Here is an 18,579-nt window from a genome sequence, read left to right as displayed (position 1 = left end):
ATGGCGCAATCATTGCCCACTGCTGGTCATCAAGCCAGAATTCTCCTGCCATGGTCCAAAACTCCCGCTGCAGAAGCGAGTGAATCACGGAGTGCCAGTATGATCAAGAGTCTGATTGGGTTTTGGCCCTAGTGGATTGAATTTGACGTTTGATACCAATCCGATATAAATCTCATTTTAAACGTCAAATTAAAAAAATCCATTAGATTCATAAAGTTACTAGTGGTTTGTTCAGTTGCTGGCTGGTGCAGGCTAAGGATAAAACTCCGTCCTTCTTGAACAGAATTTTCAGGGTTGGTTTGTGGATATGAAGACAAGCAAGCACGTGTTCCTGATGGTGATACCGTCACTGTTGTTTGTTTTTGTAATTGGTTTTTCTTTCATGTTCTCGCAGAAGAGCGTGGCATCCCTCGTTTCGGCGGATGGTCAGCTCTCATGTACTGATGAACAGTTCAATGCATATAACAGGCACATGCTTCAGGCAGGCGAGATGACCATCTCCAGACAACCGGATTCGGGTACGCTTCTTCAGCAGCGAAAGATGATTGATGCATTTGAAAAGCTGGCGTTACCAAAGGACAAGACGATCATCGCCGCAGCCCACGTCGAAACTGCAAAAGTCTATGCGACGGCCTGCGCGAAGGAGAAGTGCACGATGGACGAGATGGCAAAGCCTGAGCAGGCATGCCTGACCGAGCACTGGAATGATTGTCCATATCTGGCGATGCAGTTCAGAGAGAAAAGATACTGCTTTCTAAAGCCTGCACGTGAATGATGCGGGCTTTAAAATATCTAGGATGCTTCTTCTTCGATCGCATTCTGCGCGACCTGCTCGATGCCGCCATTGAAGCGTTCTGCTGCAAGCAGCCCGAGCCAGACGGCGATCAGGCAAAGCACAACCGAAAAGCCGATATTGAACAGGGCTTTGCCGGGTTGGCCAGCGCGTAGAAGATCCATCGTTTGCAGGCTGAACGACGAGAACGTGGTGAAGCCGCCGCACACGCCGACCATAAAGGCGATGCGCCAGATCTCGGGCAGGGGAAACCGGCCCTGTTCCAGCGTCAGTGCGCCGAAGAACGAAATTGCAAAAGAGCCGACAATATTGATGACGATGGTGCCCCAGGGAAGTTCGCGGCTGACCGGCAGCATCAACAGGGCCAGCCAGTATCGCGCGACGCTTCCGATCGCTCCGCCGAGCGCCACCATGAGGGTTGCTTGCATTGTTCTGTGTCCATTTCAATAATGGATAGAGATTTAGTCAGTGACTTCTGAAAGTTTGATAGAATATCTCTCTTTGAGAGGTCGCTCAACGCACTCTTCTCCTGTTTCAATTCAAGCAGGAGTCATCAGCCAATTGCTGGCAGTTTCGGGAGAACCCCATTCCCATCATATGTGGCGAAAGCCATCATTGATTTATACTGAGAAACGGGGTTGTCCGTCAATCTGATGGGCGCGAATACGGCGCCCATCCCGATCACAAACCGGTAATCAGTTGAGCGCGCCGCTCTTTCGGCGTCCCAGCCGCCGCTTCACCGCGTCGCTTGCCCGATAGATGAATGAGGCGGGTGCAGGCAAAGTGCGTCGCATGAAGGCGACCTTTCGCAGATAATTGTCGATTTTCCAGGTCGCCCATGTGCCGCCCCGAAAATAGGCGACATCGCCAGCCCGCAAGGTGCGTGTTCCGCCGTCCGCGTCGGTGATATGTACTTCGCCTTCCAGAATATAGACGGTTTCATCCCAGCCGAAATACCAGCGGAACGTGCCTGCGGTGCAATCCCATATGGCCGTATAGGCAGCTCGATCACCGCTTGCCGATTGCTCACTGGAACGCGCCTGCGGATTGCCGTCCAATACCCACTCGGGATTGATAGGGGCCGGCTTCAGCTCCATTTCCATCGCGTTGTCGGAGACCACGGCTGGGCCCCTGGGGGCGACGAAGGCTCTCGGCATGGTGCGCGTTACAGCGAGAACGGCACTTGCAAACATGAATTTCCAAGCCATGATTTCCCCCGATTGGCTGCCATTGTTCCTGATAGCGGCTAATCGTCAGAAATACGTTAAAACGGAATGGGAGAGTTTGAAACGCTACCGGAATTTACTCCGGCAGCGAAACTCAAGCGGCGACTATGCCGTCGCGGCGGGCAGGCAGTTCAAATAGCCGGGCGCCGTTGTCGGTTCCCTTCTCCTCATAGCCGATGATCTTGAACCATTTCACGATGTCGGAACGGTCGAGCCAGCTTCGCGAATGGACAGGCAGATCGCCTGCCAAAGCTTGAATCTGCCGGATATGCTGCTTGCAGAAGCGCACCGTGTTTCGGTTGAAGAATTCTTCCTTCGCTGCAAAGAGCGTATCCGTCGCGCCATCGACCTCGTGCCAGGCAATGATTGCGACCACTTTGCCGCCTTGCAGCAAAGCATGCGCGCGACCTTCCCGAAGGTTCATCATCAGGTTGTCATAGGCTGCCTTGGTATCCTTGCCAGCGGCGATATATTCAATCGCCATACGCCTCGAAAGGTCGTGAAAAACGCTTTCAAGATCACCGACAGTCGCTGTGCGTGCCTTCATTTTTCTGACCTCCCTTCGTTTCGCTCCCGTCGCGTGAAAACCGCGACAGCATCATAATGGCCACTTCCGGCCATCGCTTTCAACGTGAAAAGCTGCTGCCGGTTCCGATCTGGTGAGCCATATTCTGCCGTGATGTCAGTGCCGGGCCGCCAGGAAGGGCAATATCCGGCAAGCTTGTTTTGTATTCACGTGATTGTGAAAGAAGCGCATGGAGTGGCATCACCGGCCCGGATTTTCGTCGTTCTTCAGGCCTTTCCGGATTGCGCTAAGGCTCTAGTTTTATAGAGAACTCCGGTTGGTTATGCACAACTAGGGTACAAGTTATTTGAACTATTCTGAAGGTATGTGTATCCAGCGCGTATGTTTCTCGTCTGCGTATCGTGGAATTTTCTCGGAAACACCTCAAAAAGTCTTACCCACCAAATCGGCAGGAAACGACAATGACCGACCTTCCCGGATATCCGAGTCGTCGCAGTTTTTTGAAAGCCTCCGCGGCAAGCGTGATGCTTTCAGGGCTCGCTGTCTCAGCCAAAGCGGAACCACAAACTCCCCCGGTTCCACTTGAAGAATATGAACGCCAATATTTCAATGAAGTCGAATGGGCTTTCATTCTCGCCGCGACGGCGCGACTGATCCCGTCCGAAGGGGATGGCCCCGGCGCCATCGAAGCCCGTGTTCCCGTATTCATCGATCTCCAGCTTGCCGGCGATTTCGGCCGCGCGGATGACTGGTACATGGTCGGTCCCCACGATCCGTCCGCCGATCCGACGCGCGGCTGGCAAACGCCGCTCAATCCGGCGCAGATTTACCGGCAGGGCATTCCCGCCTTCAATGCGTGGTGCGAGCAGAAACATGGCGCAGCTTTTGCAGCCCTCACGGCCGAACAGCAGGACGCGGCTTTGACCTCGCTACAGAAAGGGGAGGTCGGCTTGCAGCCTGAACTGCGCGACTTCTTCACGGTTCTGCTGCAGAACACCAAGGAAGGCTATTTCGCCGATCCGATGTATGGCGGCAATCATGGCATGCAGGCGTGGAGCTATATCGGTTTCCCCGGTGCGCGCGGCAGCTACAAGGAATGGGTCGAACGCTACAATGTTCGCTATCCGCTAGGCCCGGTTTCGATCAAGGGCGAGAGGGCTTAACAATGGCACGTCAGGAAAAGAAAAAAGACGTGGTCGTCGTCGGCCTCGGGTGGACCGGCGCCATTCTGTCCATGGAACTGGCTCAGGAAGGGCTTGAAATCGTCGCGCTTGAGCGCGGCCACGACCAGAATACGGTCCCCGATTTCAAATATCCCAACATGATCGATGAGCTGAAATATGGCGTGCGCCTCAAGCTGATGCAGCGCGCCAGCCAGCAGACGGTCACGGTTCGGCGCAACGAGAACGAAATTGCGTTGCCTTATCGCAGCTTCGGTTCGTTCCTGCCGGGCAACGGCGTTGGCGGAGCGGGTACGCACTGGAACGGCCTGAACTGGCGTCCGCAGCCGGAAGAGTTGCGCCTGCGCTCCTATGTAAGGGAACGCTGGGGCGAACAGATCATTCCGGAAGACATGCTTCTGGGCGATTATCCAATCCACTACGATGAGCTGGAGCCTTTCTTCGACCGGTTCGAGCGTATTGCCGGTATTTCCGGCAAGGCTGGCAATCTCAAGGGTAAGACCGTCGAAGGCGGCAATCCGTTCGAGGGATGGCGTTCAAACGACTATCCCATGCCGCCGATGCACACGACCTGGGATGGGCGCAAATTCGCCGATGCAGCACAGTCTGCGGGTTACCACCCGTTCCCGTCGCCGGGCGGCATCGCGTCGACAGCCTATGTCAACGAATATGGCATGCAGATGGGGCCGTGCAATCATTGCGGCTTCTGCGAGCGCTTCGGCTGCTACCAGTATTCCAAGTCTTCCCCGCAGACGGCAATTCTCGATGCGCTGAAACGCATGCCGAACTTCTCCTATCGCACGGAGTCGGAAGTGCTGCGCGTCGAAATGGCGCCGGACGGCAAGACGGCTACGGGCGTGACCTATTTCGATGAGGCGACACAGGAAGAAGTGTTCCAGCCCGCCGATATCGTTATTCTTGCGTCCTTCTCGCTCAACAACGTGCATCTGGCGCTGCTTTCCGGCATCGGCCAGCCATACGATCCGGCAACGGGCGAAGGTGTGACCGGGCGTAATTATGCCTATCAGATGAATGGCGGCGTGACGCTCTTCTTCAAGGATGAAGAGTTCAATCCGTTCATCGGCACCGGCGCGAACGGTATGTGCATCGACGATTTCGGTGTCAACCAGATCGATTTCGGACGGGAAGGCTTCATCGGCGGTTCGTACTGGCGCGCGGGCCAGACCAACGGCCAGCCGATCCGCAGCATGCCGCTGCCGTCGGGCACACCAGCCTGGGGTGGGGCATGGAAAAAAGCCATCGCCGAATGGTACGGCCATGCCATGTCCATCGGCAGCCATGGTTCGCATATGTCCTACCGGACCAACCACCTCGATCTGGACCCGACCTACAAGGACCGTCACGGTCGCCCGCTCATGCGCATGACCTTCAACTGGAATCCGAATGATATTCGGATGACCCAGTATATGAAGACCAAGATGGAAGAGCTGGCCAAGACGATGAATCCGGACCTGTTGCAGTCGTCGTTCAAGAAGGAAGGCGCGCAATACGACGTGCGCCCTTATCAGACGACGCACAATACGGGTGGCCATATCATGTCGGAAAATCCGCGTGAGGGTGTGGTCAACCGTTATTCGCAGGCCTGGGACAAGCACAATGTGTTCATGACCGGCGCAGGCAATTTCGTGCAGAACACGCAGTACAATCCGACGGGACTGCTCGGCGGGCTTGCCTATTCGACTGCGCATGCGATCCGCACGCAATATCTGTCCAATCCGCGTCCGCTGATCTGAGGAGAATGGTGATGAAAACTTTTCTTCGCATAATCGGCGCTCTGGTCGTCATCGGTATTGTCGCGCTGCTGGCATTCATCTTCGTGCCGGTACAACTGACTAAACCGACCAAGGAACTGGCCGCAGACTGGAAGCCCGCCGAAGGGCAGGGGCAATACGTCATGTATGCCTCTGACTGTATGGCCTGCCATACGGCGGAAGGCGGCAAGCCCTTTGCCGGTGGCCGCCCGATTGCAAGCCCGATGGGCACGATCTGGACGACCAACATCACGCCTGACAAGGAAACCGGCATTGGAAACTGGACGCTGGATCAGTTTCGCGCCGCTCTTTATGACGGCATTCGTGCTGACGGCTCGCATCTCTATCCGGCAATGCCATATGAGAACTATCGCAAGCTGACGGAAGAAGACGTCCGTGCGCTGTATGATTATTTCATGCATCAGGTAGATCCGGTGAACAATGTCGTTCAGGAAACCAAGCTTGGCTTCCCGTTCAACATGCGTTTCGGCATTCGCGCCTGGAACTGGCTGGCTCTCGGCCAGGAAGCGGGCTTCAAGGCTGCTGGCAAATCCGAAGCAGAGGATCGCGGACAATATCTGGTCGAGGGACCGGCACACTGCGCCGCCTGCCACAGCCCGCGTAATTCGCTGATGGCGCAAAGCGGCACGCAGGTCGGTGACAAGGACTTCCTCACCGGTGGCGTTGTCGATGGCTGGAATGCACCGTCTCTGCGCGGCGCTAATTCCGCTCCGCAGAAATGGTCCATCGAGGAACTGGCGACCTACCTTGCGACGGGCCGCAACTCCTATTCCACAGCCAATGGCGAAATGGGCCTCGCGGTCGAACATTCGCTGCAGCATCTGACCGATGCCGATAATCTGGCGATTGCAGCGTTCCTGAAGGGGATCGACGGCGCAGCCGTCGAAGTGCCGCAGAGCTTTGCTTCAAAGGCGTCGATGGCATTGCCAGCAGCGCCGGCGGATGCCGACGGTGAAGCAACGACAAAGATGCTGACGGAAGCTTCTCCGGACATGCCTCTTGGCGCGCGTCTCTACATTGATAGCTGTGCAGCCTGTCATTTCGTGACCGGCAAGGGCGCGCCGGGAATCTTCCCTGAGCTTGCCGGTAATGATCTTGTGACGGGTTCGGAAACGAAGCCGTTGATCTCGATCATCCTGCATGGCGCCGAGGTTCCGTCCACGGCGAAGCGTCCGATGCGTCTTGTGATGCAGGGTTATGCCGACCGCCTGTCGGATGATGAAGTTGCCGAACTGGCCACATTCGTCCGCTCGGCATGGGGTAACAGTGCAGGCCCGGTAAAGGCGGCAGATGTCGCGGCAGTCCGCAACGGCCAGGCTCACTGACAATAAAAAACGGCGGAACGAGAGTTCCGCCGTTTTTCTTTATGCGATCTAGAGCGGTTCCAGTTCATACGGAGTCATTGGAACAGCTCTATCTCTTTGTTTTACGCATTATCCTACGCAAAACCGCTCCGCACTTTTGCTGGAAATGCTTTAAGCCGCTTCGATGTCGCGCATCGGCGGATTTCCATAGAACCGGCTATATTCACGACTGAACTGCGACGGGCTTTGATAGCCCACGCGATGGCCTGCCGTACCGGCATCCAGCCGCTCGATCAGCATCAGTCTGCGTGCCTCGTTGAGACGCAACTGTTTTTGATACTGAACCGGCGTCATAGCTGTAATCGCCTTGAAATGATGATGAAACGACGACGCGCTCATATTGACGTGTTCGGCAAGCTGTTCGACCCGCAATGGCGCTGCGAAGTTCTGCCGAAGCCACCCGATGGCGCGCGCTATCCGGTTTGCCTGGCTGTCGGCGGTGGCGATATTGATCAAGCGCTCGCCGCCCGGACCCGTCAGAAGGCGATAGAGAATTTCCTGTTCGATGAGGGGCGCCATCACCGGAATATCCTCGGGATTGTCGAGAAGGCGCAGCAGGCGCAGAGCCGCATCCAGCAACCCCGCAGGCGCTGCATTGACGGTGATCCCCCATTGATCGCCAACGCCCATCATGTGCCTGCGAACGTCGGCGCGCCCGATCAGATCAGTGAGCTTTTCGCTGTCGATGGCGAGAGCCAGACACAGATGCGGTGCTTCCGGGCTTGCCTCCACTACCCGCCATGTGACGGGCAGGTCGAGCGACGTCACCAGATATTCGCCCTTGGTATAGTTGATCGTCTCGGAACCGAGACGCAGGGATTTCGCGCCCTGCAACACCATGGCGAGACAGGGCCGATAACTGCTGTGGCAGGGGATGCTTGGCGTCGTGCGCCTGCTGATGGACAGACCTTCGATCGGCGTGCGGTATTCGCCGTCCTGCGCGGTGAAACGCTCAGCCAGAGCAGCAAGCTCCTTATAGGTGTCTGTCAGTGACGTCATATGTGATCCGCTTCAGATGATGTGGAATAGAGTAATTATTGCGCAAGCAGGTAGGTATCGGCAATCGCGAAGCAGGCAGTTTTGCAGGATCGTGCAAGAAGCTTGCAGGATCGGTCTACCGCATCTGTCCTTGCATCCGGCATATTTAGCCTGCTTCCCCAATCCAATAAATGGAGTCTATCATGGCCATAGCAAGAGGTTATGCTGCTACGGATGCAGATGAGCCGTTGGTTCCGTTCACTTTTGAACGGCGCGAGCCCAATGCGGATGACGTGGTCATCTCGATCCAGTATTGCGGCGTTTGCCATTCCGACATCCATACCGTCCGCAATGAATGGAAGAACGCAGTTTATCCCATCGTTCCGGGGCACGAAATCGCAGGTGTCGTCACCGCCGTCGGCGATGCGGTCACCAGGTTCAAGGTCGGCGACAAGGTAGGCGTCGGCTGCTTCGTGGATTCCTGTGTTGGCTGCGCCAGCCGGGATGTCGACAATGAGCATTATCTTCCCGGTCTCATCCAGACCTACAACACCTTCGATGCGGAAGGAAAGGCACGGACGCAGGGCGGATATTCCGACCATATCGTCGTCAAGGAAGGCTATGTCCTCTCCATGCCGGACAACCTTCCGCTCGATGCGGCAGCACCGCTGCTTTGTGCAGGCATCACGCTGTACTCGCCGCTGCGCCATTGGAATGCCGGTCCCGGCAAAAGGGTTGCGATCATCGGCATGGGTGGGCTCGGGCATATGGGCGTCAAGCTTGCCAACGCCATGGGCGCGCATGTAACGGTTCTGAGCCAGTCGCTTTCAAAGAAGGAAGACGGTCTCAAGCTCGGCGCTCATGAATATTACGCGACCAGCGACGCGACCACCTTCGAGAAGCTGGCCGGATCGTTCGATCTTATCATCTGCACGGTTGGCGTTGCCATCGACTGGAATGCCTATCTTGCTCTGCTCAAGGTCAATGGCACGATGGTCGTCGTCGGTGTTCCGGAGCATATGGTGCCGGTGCATGCCTTCTCGCTCATTCCCGGTCGCAAGTCGCTTGCGGGATCGATGATCGGTTCGATCAAGGAAACGCAGGAAATGCTGGACTTCTGCGGCCAGCACAACATCGTTTCGGAAATCGAGAAGATCAATATCCAGCAAATCAACGAAGCCTATGAGCGCGTCCTGAAGAGCGATGTGCGCTACCGCTTCGTCATCGATATGGCTTCGCTGGCAGCCTGATACCGAGAATCTGCGCGGCTCCTTCACGGTGCTGCGCAGGTTATTTTTATTCAGCCTTGCTTACATCATTGTCGGCGCCAGAGATCGAGATCGTTGGTTCCGTGGAGCCGCCGGCAAGCGACCAGGTCACCTGATGGTTCGAGCCGCTGACGTCGAATTGTGAAGGCCCATCGACCTTCACATTGACGATATTCGCTGCACCGGAAATCTCCAGAATTGAAGGGTCCGTTCCTTTCTTCAAGGTGGCGGTAACCTGATTGTTCGACACTTCAACGATCAGATTTTGCGTTGCTCTGCCCGAAACCGTGTTGTCCGTTCCGGATATCGAGAGCTTCTGGACATTCTCAAAGGTCACAGTATGGGAAACGCCATGGACGGTGACATGGCCGCATTCTCCCTTGAGCTTGACGGTATTTTCGGCACCGTAAATCCCGACATCGCCGGACGCGCAAGTAATTTCCCTGCCGAGGCCCACGCCTTCGATTGTCTGTTCGTCGGCGAATGACGATGGTGCGGCAAGAAGTGTCAGGCTGCCTGCCAGCAATGCAATTTTCAACATCTAGACCTCTTTTACCAAAACCCCGCGCAGTGATTATTAACCATAGCTCATCTGTTCTGTATAGAGATGGCATCCTTTGGGCGATGCCTGTTCGACGCGAGCATATTGTTTATCGCTTATTTTCAAGAGCTGAATTACACTTGGCTTCACGGCGGGTAGGCGGCGGGGGAAAGGCAGCTTTGGGATTCGACCAGAACACTTTGTTTTTTGCGACTGGTATCTGCTCTTTGGCAGTCGGCCTTACGATTCTCAGCGTCTGGTATCAGAACTCGCGTGACAAATTTCTGCTCTGGGGTTGCCTCGGCATGATTTTGCTCGGCACCGGGGCGGTGCTTTACTACGCCGGGCCTTTGCCACTGGCTACGGCCTCCATTATCGCCTTCGGTCTGGAGAGCGTTGGTTTCATCTTCCTGATTATCGGATCACGGCAGATTTCCGGACGTCCGATACAACGGAGTTTTCTGGTCGTTCTGGCGATTGCCGTCATATGCGCAACGACGCTTCCCATTCTGGCCGGGCAGACGGGCACCGGCACGGCGATCTTCAACCTGACTTCGGCTCTGTTACTTCTGCTGACGGCGAAAGAATATTTCCATGTCTATCGGGAAGCGCCGGTCCCGGTCATGGGCATGATCGTTCTGTATACCCTGACGGCGATTTCGTTCTTTCTGTGCGGCGCTGTCATCCTGCATGAACAACAATGGGTCATGACTTCGACCCCGAGCAATTGGGCCGAAGATATGAATGCTATTACTGCCATCATAGGTATTACGGGCATCGGTGCGCTGTCACTGAATTTCACCCAGTCGCGCATTGCGCGCCGTCATGCCAACGAGGCACGCACCGACAGCCTGACCGGATTGCTGAACCGGCGCGCGCTTTACGACGTGCTGGACGATAATGAACTGCAACTCGGGGATTCAGTCGTGATCTTCGATCTGGATGCGTTCAAATCCATCAATGATACGCATGGCCACATCGTGGGCGATCAGGTGCTGGGCACCTTCTCCGACGTTCTGCGCAGTCATGTCAAAGGCGCTGCCCTCATCTCCCGCATCGGCGGCGAGGAGTTTGTTTTGATCCTGAGGCAGAAACACAATAGCGATGTTCTCGCCCTGGCCGACATGATCCGCAAAGCCTTTGCGGCGATTGCCTTCGAGGCCCCGGCGGGGGACTTCTCAACGACGACCAGTGCCGGGATCGCCTTCTGCACGCCGGGAGACGAAGATTTCCAGACTGTCTTCCGCAGGGCAGATGCCGCGCTTTATCGCGCCAAACATCTGGGGCGCAACAAGGTCTGTACCGAACTGCACAGCGTAGCCTGACCATCTTTCAAATGAAAAGGGCCTGAAATCAGGCCCTTTTCGCTTTTCATTCCGTAATTATATCACGTGCCGAAGCGCTCTTCGCTGAGTGCTGCCGCCATCAGGGCCTTGGTATAGTCCTCGCGTGGGTGATCGAAGACCTGTTCGGTATCGCCCTGTTCAACGATCTTTCCATTCTTCATCACGATCACATAGTCCGAGACCGCACGCACGACTGCCATGTCGTGGCTGATGAAGAGATAGGACAGGCCGTGATCTTTCTGGAGATCGCGCAGCAGGGTGACGATTTGCTTCTGCACGGAGCGATCCAGCGCACTCGTCGGCTCATCGAGTACGATCACGCGCGGTTTCAGGATCATCGTACGCGCAATGGCGATGCGCTGGCGCTGGCCACCGGAAAATTCGTGCGGATAGCGATTGCGCATGGCCGGATCCATGCCGACTTCCCGCAAGGCTTCCTGCGCACGACGATCACGCTCTTTCGCCGAAAGGTTCGGTTCGTGGATCAGAAGCCCTTCTGTGATGATGCGTCCCACCGTCATGCGCGGGCTGAGCGAGCCGAAAGGGTCCTGAAAAACGAGCTGCAATTCGCGGCGCTTCGGACGCATCGCCTGCGATTCCATCGGCAATTCCTTGCCGAGATAAGCGATGCGGCCTTCTGATGGGAGAAGGCGCAGAATGGCGCGACCGAGCGTGGACTTGCCGGAACCGGATTCTCCCACGATGCCGATGGTCTGGCCTTCCTTCAGCGTCAGTGAAACATTGTTGACGGCGGTGAGATAGTTCGCAGCGCCGAGCCATGGCTTGTTGATGAGGAAGTTGACCTTCACATTGTCGGCGCGAACCAGCACCGGCGCGTCCTCACGGGGAGGGGCCTTTTCGCCCTCCGGCTCTGCATCGAGCAGCATCTTCGTGTAGGGATGTTCCGGCGCGGTGAACAGTTTTTCCGTATCGTTGGTTTCAACCACTTCGCCGGAGCGCATGACATAGACCCGGTCGGCGAAGCGCCGCACGATGCCGAGATCATGCGTGATGAAGACCACCGCCATGCCCAGCCGCTTCTGCAGATCGGCCAGAAGATCGAGAATCTGCGCCTGAATGGTGACGTCGAGCGCGGTCGTCGGTTCGTCCGCAATCAGGATATCCGGTTCGTTGGCGAGCGCCATGGCGATCATGACGCGCTGGCGCTGCCCACCCGACAGTTCATAGGGATAGCTGTCGATACGGCGCTCAGGTTCTGGAATTCCGACCAGCTTGAGCAGTTCAAGAATACGCGGGCGCGCCTGCTTCCTGTTCATGCCGCGATGATAGCGAAGCGGTTCGGCGAGCTGGTCGCCGATGCGGTAAAGCGGATCGAGCGACGTCATCGGCTCCTGAAAGATCATGGTGATCTTTGCGCCGCGGATATTGTTCAGCTTCTTTTCGGACATGCCGATCAGATCCTGACCGCGATAGAGCGCCTGCCCGGTCGCCTTGCCGTTCTGGGCCAGAAGACCCATCATCGCCATGGTTGTCTGGCTCTTGCCGGAGCCGGACTCGCCGACGATGGCGATGGTTTCACCGGCTTTGACATCGAGATTGATACCGCGTACCGCCTGCACCGGCCCGTCATGCGTGTCGAAAGTGACCTTCAGGTCGCGTACGCTCAGAATGTTTTCACTCGTCATCTCAGCGATCCTTCGGGTCAAGGCTGTCGCGCAGGCCGTCGCCAAGGAAGTTCAGCGCAAACAGGATGATGGTCAGCGTTGCGGCAGGCCAGATCAATTGCCAGCTTGCGCCGCGCATGTTCTGGGCACCTTCGGAAATCAGCAGCCCCAGAGAGGTGAGGGGGTCCTGAACGCCGAGACCGAGGAAGGAGAGGAGACTTTCGAGCAGGATTGCCTTCGGCACCAGAAGCGTCACGAAAACGATGACCGGGCCGAGCGCATTCGGAATGATGTGGCGGGTGATGACGCCGCGCCGTGTCGCGCCAAGCGCTTCTGCTGCTTGAACAAATTCCTGGCGTTTGAGGCTCAATGTCTGTCCGCGCACGATGCGCGCCATATCCAGCCATTCCGTCGCGCCGATGGCGATGAAGATGATGAAAATGGATCGCCCGAAGAAGACGAGCATCAATATGACGAAGAAGATGAAGGGCAGCGAATAGAGAATATCGACCAGCCGCATCATCACATTATCGACGCGTCCGCCCAGATAACCGGAGATGGCGCCGAAGGACACGCCCAGTATCAGAGACATTGCCGAAGCAAGCAGGCCGATGGCGAGCGACATGCGCACGCCGATGAAGATGCGCGTCATCAGATCGCGGCCAAGATTATCAGTGCCGAGCAGGAAGTAATTGCGCGTCACGTTGAGGGTCAGCTTGCCCGACAGCCCATCTGAAGCAATGTCGATCTTCGGATTGCTGAACAGGTCTGAGCGCTGGAAATAACGCAGCACACGTTCGTCCGTCGGGCGCTGTGCGGTGAAATTGACCACGACATTGTTGCCGCTCAGTTCCGGTTCGCCGGCAGCTTTCAATCGCGCGCGGGCAAGTTCGCGGTCAAGGCCCGGCAGGATGGTATCCGCACGCGGATAGGCTTCGAGGCTTGGGGCCACACGCACGAACTGCGGATAAATCTTGTCGTAAGGATGCGGGCTCAGCATCGGGCCGAATATGCCCAGAAAAGCCATGAGGAGAAGGACGATGGCGCTTGCCACCGCAGCCTTGTTCTTGCGCAGGCGCAACCATGCATCCTGCCAGAGCGAGCGGCTTGGCACTTCCAGCCGGGCTGTTTCCGTCGGTACAGAAAGATCAGTCATAGCGAACCCTCGGATCAAGCCATGCATAAAGAAGGTCGACAATGAGGTTGAACACCACGACGAAGACCGAAATGACAACAACGGTTCCCATGACGAGGGTGTAATCGCGGCTGAGCGCGCCCTGCACGAAATAGCGACCGATGCCGGGCATGCCGAAAATCGTCTCGACCACGACCGAACCTGTGAGCAGGGCGGCTGCCGTCGGGCCGAGATAGGAGACGGCTGGAAGCATGGCGGCGCGCAATGCATGCACGCCCACAACCACACGCGATGGCAGGCCATAGGCGCGCGCGGTGCGCACGTGATTGGCGCGCAATGCTTCGATGGTCGCTCCGCGTACGAGACGCGCAATGACGCCGACCTGCGGCAATGCAAGTGTCAGAACCGGCAATATCCAGTAGGTTATATTGGCCGACGACCAACCGCCCGCCGGAACCCAGCCGAGGATGACACCGAACAGAAGGCTGAGGAGAGGGGCCACGACGAAGTTCGGTGTGGTGATGCCGAATGTGGCCAGCGCGACAACGAAATAGTCGACGGCTGAATTCTGCTTCAGCGCTGCCAGAGTGCCGAGAAACGTTCCGATAATTGCCGCAAGCGTCAGTCCGAGCGTACCGAGCATGATCGAAACGGGCAGGCCGGAAGCGAAAAGGTCGTTTACGGTGAAATCGCGTCGCGTGAAGCTTGGTCCAAGATCGCCGTGCAGAAGATTGCCCAGATAAATCAGATACTGCTGCCACAGCGGCGCATCCATATTATAGGCTTTCTTGAGGTTCTCCAGGATCAGCGGATCAATCGGCCTTTCAAGGTCGAAAGGTCCGCCGGGCGCGAGCCGGATCAGAAAGAATGTCAGCGTGATGATGATGAATATCGTGGGTATCGCACTACCCAATCGTCGGAGCGTATAGCCCAGCATGTTCTTTTCCCTTCTTTGCCGGATCGCTTTCAAACGATCCGGCAAATCCCACTAAGGGCGTGTTTCATTTTTGTTTTTAATTCTTTGTCGATAACCAACGCGTGCCGTGCGAATTCATGAGGTTGTCTTCATAACCCTGAACACGGTCGGCAACGAGAGCGGTGGATGAATAATACATCAGGGGCACGACAGCCCCGTCGCCGAGCAGTATCTTCTCTGCTTCAGCGAGGATTTTTGCCCGCTCTTTGAGATCGGTCGTGGTTGCGGATTTCGCCATCAGCGCGTCGTAATCCTTGTTCGACCATTCGGCATAATTGAAGTAATTGCCGGTGGTATAAAGCTCCAGGAACGAATTCGGATCGTTGTAATCGCCGATCCAGCCGTCGCGGGTGATGTCAAACATCCCCTTTTCCTGAAGGTAGTTATAGAAGGTAGCGCCTTCGACCTCGTTGAGCGTTGCCTTGATGCCGATATTACCCAGCATATTGGCAAGCGCCGCCATGGTATTCTTGTGGTTTTCCGAGGTGTTGTAACGCAGGGTCACAGAAAGGCTGCCCGGCTGGACACCGGCTTCCTGTAACAGTTCCTTGGCCTTGTCCTCGCGGTCCAGCACATCCTCGTCGGCGAAATCCAGCTTCGGCGCATCCTTGACGTAATTTGCAATGCCGGGCGGCACCATGGAACTCGCTGGCAACATCACGCCGCGCCAGACCTCATTGGCCAGGAACTCGCGATCGACGGCCATCGATATGGCCCGACGCACGCGCGGATCGCGCAGCTTACTCGATGGCTCGCCTTTGATGTCGACATAATAGATACCGAGATAGGGAGCGAGGCGGAACTGGCTGCCGAGGTTCTTCTTCACATAATCCATCTGTTCGGCAGGAACATCGGAACAGATGTCGACTTCCTTCGCCTCGAAGCGGCGCATGCAGCTTGCCCGGTCTTCAAACGGTATCCAGTTGACCGCATCGATCTTCACATTGGAAGCGTCCCAGTAATTCGGGTTCTTCTTCATGGAGATCTTGTCATTGGGAGTGAAACCGACAAGCGTGTAGGCGCCATTGGTCACCATATTGCCGGGCAGGGTAAACTTGTCGCCGAACTTCTCGACAGCCTTCTTGTTGACCGGAAATCCCGTCTGGTGCGTGAGAAGCTCAAGGAAATAAGGGGCAGGGTTCTTGAGGTCTATCTGAAGGGTCTTGTCGTCAAGCGCCTTCACGCCAAGCTGATCGACCGGCATCTTGCCGGTGGCAACTTCCTCGGCATTCTTGATAGCATAGAGGACGCTGGCGTAACCGGCAGCCGTCTTCGGGTCCATGATACGGCGGAAGGAAAACTCGAAATCGCCCGCAGTGACGGGATCGCCATTCGACCATTTGGCATTTTCGCGCATATGGAATGTGTAGGTGAGACCGTCTCCGGAAATATCCCACGATGCAGCCGCGCCGGGGATGGCTTCGCCCTTCTCGTTCTGCGCGAGCAAACCTTCATAAAGGTCGCGTAGCACACGGTTTTCCGAAACGGTGGTCGTGTGGTGCTGGTCCAGCGTGGCGGGATCGGTATCGTTACCCCGGTTGAGCACTGTTTCTGCCGACGCAGCGCCGCTGAGCGCCATCAGGCAAATGCCTGTCATCAGGAATCCGCGAACCATTGTAAAAACTCCCATATGCTTTTTAGAAAACGTTTGCCCCGACAAAAGAGGGCACTCCGGAACAGCCGGAAGAAAAAGGGCCGCGCCGAGAAGCGCAGCCCAAGCTGAAAATTTATTGTTTAAACGAAAGCCAGCGGGTCTTGTGGCTATCCATCAGGTTGTCGTTCCAACCGTCGATCTTGTCCGAAACAAGTGCGCGTGACGAATAATAGAGGATCGGGATATTGCTCATCTCATCGAGCTTTACCTGTTCGGCTTCTGCCAGTGTCTTGGCACGCTCGTTGAGATCGAGGATCTTTTCGGCCTTCGCCATCAACGCATCGTAATCGGCGTTCTTCACCTTGGAATAATTGAAGCTCACATTGCTCTGGCTGATGAACAGGAAGTTCTGAGGATCGTTATAGTCACCGATCCAGCCTGCACGGGCGATGTCAAATGGACCGTCGTCGCGCATGAAGTTGAAGTAGGTCGCACCTTCCGTTTCGTTGAGAGAAGCCTTGACGCCGATATTACCGAGCTGATCGGCGATGGCAGCCATGGTGTTCTTGTTGTTTTCCGAGGTGTTATAAAGCAGTTCGATCGAAAGCGTGTTCGGTTCGACGCCAGCCTCCTTCAACAGTTCCTTGGCCTTGTCTTCGCGCTCCAGCATGTCGTCGGAATAGTTCAGCTTCGGCGCGTCCTTCACATAATTGGCGATGCCCGGAGGAACCATCGAATAGCCCGGCAGCATGGTGCCCTGCCAGACCTGATCGGCAATGAAATCACGGTCGATGGCCATGGAAATCGCCTGACGAACGCGCGGGTCCTTCAGTTTGCTGTCTGCGGTCTTGCCTTTTACCGGCAGATAATAGACGCCGAGATAAGGCGCCATGCGGAATTCCTTGGAAAGGTTCTTCTTCACATAGTCCATCTGCTCGGCCGGAACGTCGGAGCAGATCTGCACTTCCTTCGCCTCGAAACGGCGCATGCAGCTTGCGCGATCCTCGAACGGTATCCAGTTGACCGTATCGATCTTCACCTGATCCGCTTCATAATAATACGGATTCTTCTTCATCACGATCTTGTCGTTCGGGGTGAAGCTTTCCAGCATATAGGCGCCGTTCGTCACCATCTTGCCGGGCGTGGTGAACTTGTCGCCATTGGCCTCGACGCTTTTCTGATTCATCGGGAAGCCGGTCTGGTGGGTCAGAAGCTCAAGGAAATACGGAGCAGGGGCGTTCAACGTGATCTTGAGCGTATGGTCATCGACGGCTTCGACGCCGAGCTGGTCAGTCGGCTTCTTGCCACCGGCAATATCTTCGGCGTTCTTGATGATGAACAGCATGCTGGCATAACCGGCGGCTGTCTTCGGGTCCATCAGGCGACGAAAGGTGAACTGGAAGTCACCGGCTGTGACCGGATCGCCGTTCGACCATTTGGCGTCATCGCGCAGATGGAAAGTGTAGACCGTGCCGTCTTCGGAAACATCCCAGGATTTCGCTACGCCCGGCACTGCTTCGCCGTTTGCGTTCTGAATTGTCAGGCCGTCATACAAGTCGCGCATGACGTTGCCTTCAGCCACCGTCGAGGTGCGATGATGGTCCAGTGTCGCCGGATCAGTGTCATTGCCGCGATTGAGAACGACTTCAGCCGAAGCAGCGCCAGCCAACGCCAGAAGACACACACCTGTCAGTAGAAATTTACGATACATTTGAGAACCCCTCCTTTGAAATTTTTGAAATGTCCCGCATCTTATGGATAAGCACGCCACTTGCAAGAGAACTTATCAACGCTTTGACTTAATTAATGTATTCACGTTTTCTCGAGCGATTTCGGTGCCTGTTTTCTGGTACGGAATGATCGATTTTCATCCCATTTACAAGACCGGTCCGTTGGCCGGGTTCGCCAGGAAAACGCCGCAATTTCCGCGATTTGCGACGTTTGAATGTCAGGTGAAAATGGATGAGAAACCGGTCCGATTCGCGGAAAATTACATTCGTCGTTTTCCGGGCGATCCTGTGAATAAGCTGTGCGTCAAAGGGTTCTCAAATTCCGGACCGGATCAGTATCTGTTGGTTCCATAATACATATTATCTGATTGATGCTTATAACAGCAATATACAGATGCGACAGATGGGCAAGATAGAGATGCGACATTTTTAGGTCGCGTGCCCTGTTCAGATCGAACGAGGAAAGGAAGACTGGGCGGCTCTTCACACGTATCCGTTTAGAG

General features: G+C 55.9%; 16 protein-coding genes and 1 riboswitch. Of the genes, 6 read left to right on the top strand and 10 right to left on the bottom strand.

Annotated features, from left to right (window positions below):
- The first annotated feature begins 307 nt into the window (after positions 1-307).
- Complete coding sequence (locus F9K91_RS24240) at positions 308-775, top strand: hypothetical protein (protein WP_167522279.1); 468 nt, start codon at positions 308-310, stop codon at positions 773-775.
- A gap of 17 nt (positions 776-792) precedes the next feature.
- On the opposite strand, the gene crcB is transcribed toward F9K91_RS24240, so the two are convergent.
- The 3 genes from crcB to F9K91_RS24225 all read right to left on the bottom strand — a co-directional run bounded on the left by crcB (position 793) and on the right by F9K91_RS24225 (position 2,566).
- The gene (crcB, locus tag F9K91_RS24235; RefSeq protein ID WP_151556864.1) at positions 793-1,221 is read right to left on the bottom strand and encodes a fluoride efflux transporter CrcB; all 429 of its coding nucleotides are present in this window, start codon (positions 1,219-1,221) and stop codon (positions 793-795) included.
- 109 nt (positions 1,222-1,330) lie between these two features.
- Positions 1,331-1,394: riboswitch (Fluoride riboswitch) on the bottom strand.
- 94 nt (positions 1,395-1,488) lie between these two features.
- Positions 1,489-2,001: a cupin domain-containing protein gene (locus F9K91_RS24230; RefSeq protein WP_151678956.1), complete on the bottom strand. Its 513-nt coding sequence runs from the start codon at positions 1,999-2,001 to the stop codon at positions 1,489-1,491.
- Between the two features lie 112 nt (positions 2,002-2,113).
- Complete coding sequence (locus tag F9K91_RS24225) at positions 2,114-2,566, bottom strand: hypothetical protein (protein ID WP_151556869.1); 453 nt, start codon at positions 2,564-2,566, stop codon at positions 2,114-2,116.
- Between the two features lie 440 nt (positions 2,567-3,006).
- On the opposite strand from F9K91_RS24225, the gene F9K91_RS24220 reads away from it, so the two are divergent.
- Genes F9K91_RS24220 through F9K91_RS24210 form a run of 3 tightly spaced genes read left to right on the top strand, consistent with a single transcriptional unit; the run spans position 3,007 to position 6,844 of the window.
- Positions 3,007-3,708: a gluconate 2-dehydrogenase subunit 3 family protein gene (locus F9K91_RS24220; RefSeq protein ID WP_024899775.1), complete on the top strand. Its 702-nt coding sequence runs from the start codon at positions 3,007-3,009 to the stop codon at positions 3,706-3,708.
- Between the two features lie 2 nt (positions 3,709-3,710).
- On the top strand, positions 3,711-5,480 hold the full coding sequence (locus tag F9K91_RS24215) for a GMC family oxidoreductase (RefSeq protein ID WP_061345349.1): 1,770 nt from the start codon (positions 3,711-3,713) through the stop codon (positions 5,478-5,480).
- Between the two features lie 11 nt (positions 5,481-5,491).
- Positions 5,492-6,844, top strand: coding sequence for a cytochrome c (locus F9K91_RS24210; RefSeq protein ID WP_151678955.1), 1,353 nt, complete (start codon positions 5,492-5,494; stop codon positions 6,842-6,844).
- Positions 6,845-6,994: 150 nt separating this feature from the next.
- Here the strand turns inward: F9K91_RS24210 and F9K91_RS24205 are convergent, their stop codons facing one another.
- Entirely contained in the window at positions 6,995-7,882 is an 888-nt protein-coding gene (locus tag F9K91_RS24205; protein ID WP_151652723.1) for an AraC family transcriptional regulator, read from the bottom strand.
- A 182-nt stretch (positions 7,883-8,064) separates the two neighbouring features.
- Here F9K91_RS24205 and F9K91_RS24200 point away from each other — a divergent pair, with 182 nt between their 5' ends.
- On the top strand, positions 8,065-9,111 hold the full coding sequence (locus tag F9K91_RS24200; RefSeq protein WP_151556877.1) for an NAD(P)-dependent alcohol dehydrogenase: 1,047 nt from the start codon (positions 8,065-8,067) through the stop codon (positions 9,109-9,111).
- 46 nt (positions 9,112-9,157) lie between these two features.
- Here F9K91_RS24200 and F9K91_RS24195 read toward each other — a convergent pair whose 3' ends face one another.
- Positions 9,158-9,670, bottom strand: a complete 513-nt coding sequence (locus F9K91_RS24195) for a DUF3060 domain-containing protein (protein WP_151678954.1) — start codon at positions 9,668-9,670, stop codon at positions 9,158-9,160.
- 227 nt (positions 9,671-9,897) lie between these two features.
- Here F9K91_RS24195 and F9K91_RS24190 point away from each other — a divergent pair, with 227 nt between their 5' ends.
- Complete coding sequence (locus tag F9K91_RS24190) at positions 9,898-10,995, top strand: GGDEF domain-containing protein (protein ID WP_235913430.1); 1,098 nt, start codon at positions 9,898-9,900, stop codon at positions 10,993-10,995.
- A gap of 62 nt (positions 10,996-11,057) precedes the next feature.
- On the opposite strand, the gene F9K91_RS24185 is transcribed toward F9K91_RS24190, so the two are convergent.
- From F9K91_RS24185 to F9K91_RS24165, 5 genes are all read right to left on the bottom strand, one after another.
- On the bottom strand, positions 11,058-12,662 hold the full coding sequence (locus F9K91_RS24185) for an ABC transporter ATP-binding protein (protein WP_151678952.1): 1,605 nt from the start codon (positions 12,660-12,662) through the stop codon (positions 11,058-11,060).
- Between the two features lies 1 nt (position 12,663).
- The gene (locus F9K91_RS24180; RefSeq protein WP_151678951.1) at positions 12,664-13,797 is read right to left on the bottom strand and encodes an ABC transporter permease; all 1,134 of its coding nucleotides are present in this window, start codon (positions 13,795-13,797) and stop codon (positions 12,664-12,666) included.
- A complete protein-coding gene (locus tag F9K91_RS24175; protein WP_151678950.1) occupies positions 13,790-14,713 on the bottom strand; it encodes an ABC transporter permease in 924 nt (307 codons plus the stop codon). Before F9K91_RS24175 ends, F9K91_RS24180 begins: the two co-directional genes overlap by 8 nt.
- A 76-nt stretch (positions 14,714-14,789) precedes the next feature.
- The gene (locus F9K91_RS24170; protein WP_151556887.1) at positions 14,790-16,367 is read right to left on the bottom strand and encodes a peptide ABC transporter substrate-binding protein; all 1,578 of its coding nucleotides are present in this window, start codon (positions 16,365-16,367) and stop codon (positions 14,790-14,792) included.
- Between the two features lie 112 nt (positions 16,368-16,479).
- Positions 16,480-18,057, bottom strand: coding sequence for a peptide ABC transporter substrate-binding protein (locus F9K91_RS24165; RefSeq protein ID WP_151652713.1), 1,578 nt, complete (start codon positions 18,055-18,057; stop codon positions 16,480-16,482).
- Between the last annotated feature and the right edge of the window lie 522 nt (positions 18,058-18,579).

It is taken from the genome of Brucella tritici, from assembly GCF_008932295.1.
In the GTDB taxonomy this organism is placed as follows: Bacteria; Pseudomonadota; Alphaproteobacteria; order Rhizobiales; family Rhizobiaceae; genus Brucella; species Brucella tritici.
Note: the sequence above shows the minus strand (reverse complement) of the source record. Positions and strands in the feature narration are given on the sequence as shown.

Excerpts from the sequence above, each read along its gene's own strand:
- F9K91_RS24185 (WP_151678952.1), bottom strand. The coding sequence starts at position 12,662 with ATGACGAGTGAAAACATTCTGAGCGTACGCGACCTGAAGGTCACTTTC.
- F9K91_RS24205 (WP_151652723.1), bottom strand. The coding sequence starts at position 7,882 with ATGACGTCACTGACAGACACCTATAAGGAGCTTGCTGCTCTGGCTGAG.
- F9K91_RS24200 (WP_151556877.1), top strand. The coding sequence starts at position 8,065 with ATGGCCATAGCAAGAGGTTATGCTGCTACGGATGCAGATGAGCCGTTG.
- F9K91_RS24210 (WP_151678955.1), top strand. The coding sequence starts at position 5,492 with ATGAAAACTTTTCTTCGCATAATCGGCGCTCTGGTCGTCATCGGTATT.
- F9K91_RS24195 (WP_151678954.1), bottom strand. The coding sequence starts at position 9,670 with ATGTTGAAAATTGCATTGCTGGCAGGCAGCCTGACACTTCTTGCCGCA.
- F9K91_RS24180 (WP_151678951.1), bottom strand. The coding sequence starts at position 13,797 with ATGACTGATCTTTCTGTACCGACGGAAACAGCCCGGCTGGAAGTGCCA.
- F9K91_RS24165 (WP_151652713.1), bottom strand. The coding sequence starts at position 18,057 with ATGTATCGTAAATTTCTACTGACAGGTGTGTGTCTTCTGGCGTTGGCT.
- F9K91_RS24175 (WP_151678950.1), bottom strand. The coding sequence starts at position 14,713 with ATGCTGGGCTATACGCTCCGACGATTGGGTAGTGCGATACCCACGATA.
- crcB (WP_151556864.1), bottom strand. The coding sequence starts at position 1,221 with ATGCAAGCAACCCTCATGGTGGCGCTCGGCGGAGCGATCGGAAGCGTC.
- F9K91_RS24240 (WP_167522279.1), top strand. The coding sequence starts at position 308 with ATGAAGACAAGCAAGCACGTGTTCCTGATGGTGATACCGTCACTGTTG.
- F9K91_RS24230 (WP_151678956.1), bottom strand. The coding sequence starts at position 2,001 with ATGGCTTGGAAATTCATGTTTGCAAGTGCCGTTCTCGCTGTAACGCGC.
- F9K91_RS24170 (WP_151556887.1), bottom strand. The coding sequence starts at position 16,367 with ATGGTTCGCGGATTCCTGATGACAGGCATTTGCCTGATGGCGCTCAGC.
- F9K91_RS24215 (WP_061345349.1), top strand. The coding sequence starts at position 3,711 with ATGGCACGTCAGGAAAAGAAAAAAGACGTGGTCGTCGTCGGCCTCGGG.
- F9K91_RS24225 (WP_151556869.1), bottom strand. The coding sequence starts at position 2,566 with ATGAAGGCACGCACAGCGACTGTCGGTGATCTTGAAAGCGTTTTTCAC.
- F9K91_RS24220 (WP_024899775.1), top strand. The coding sequence starts at position 3,007 with ATGACCGACCTTCCCGGATATCCGAGTCGTCGCAGTTTTTTGAAAGCC.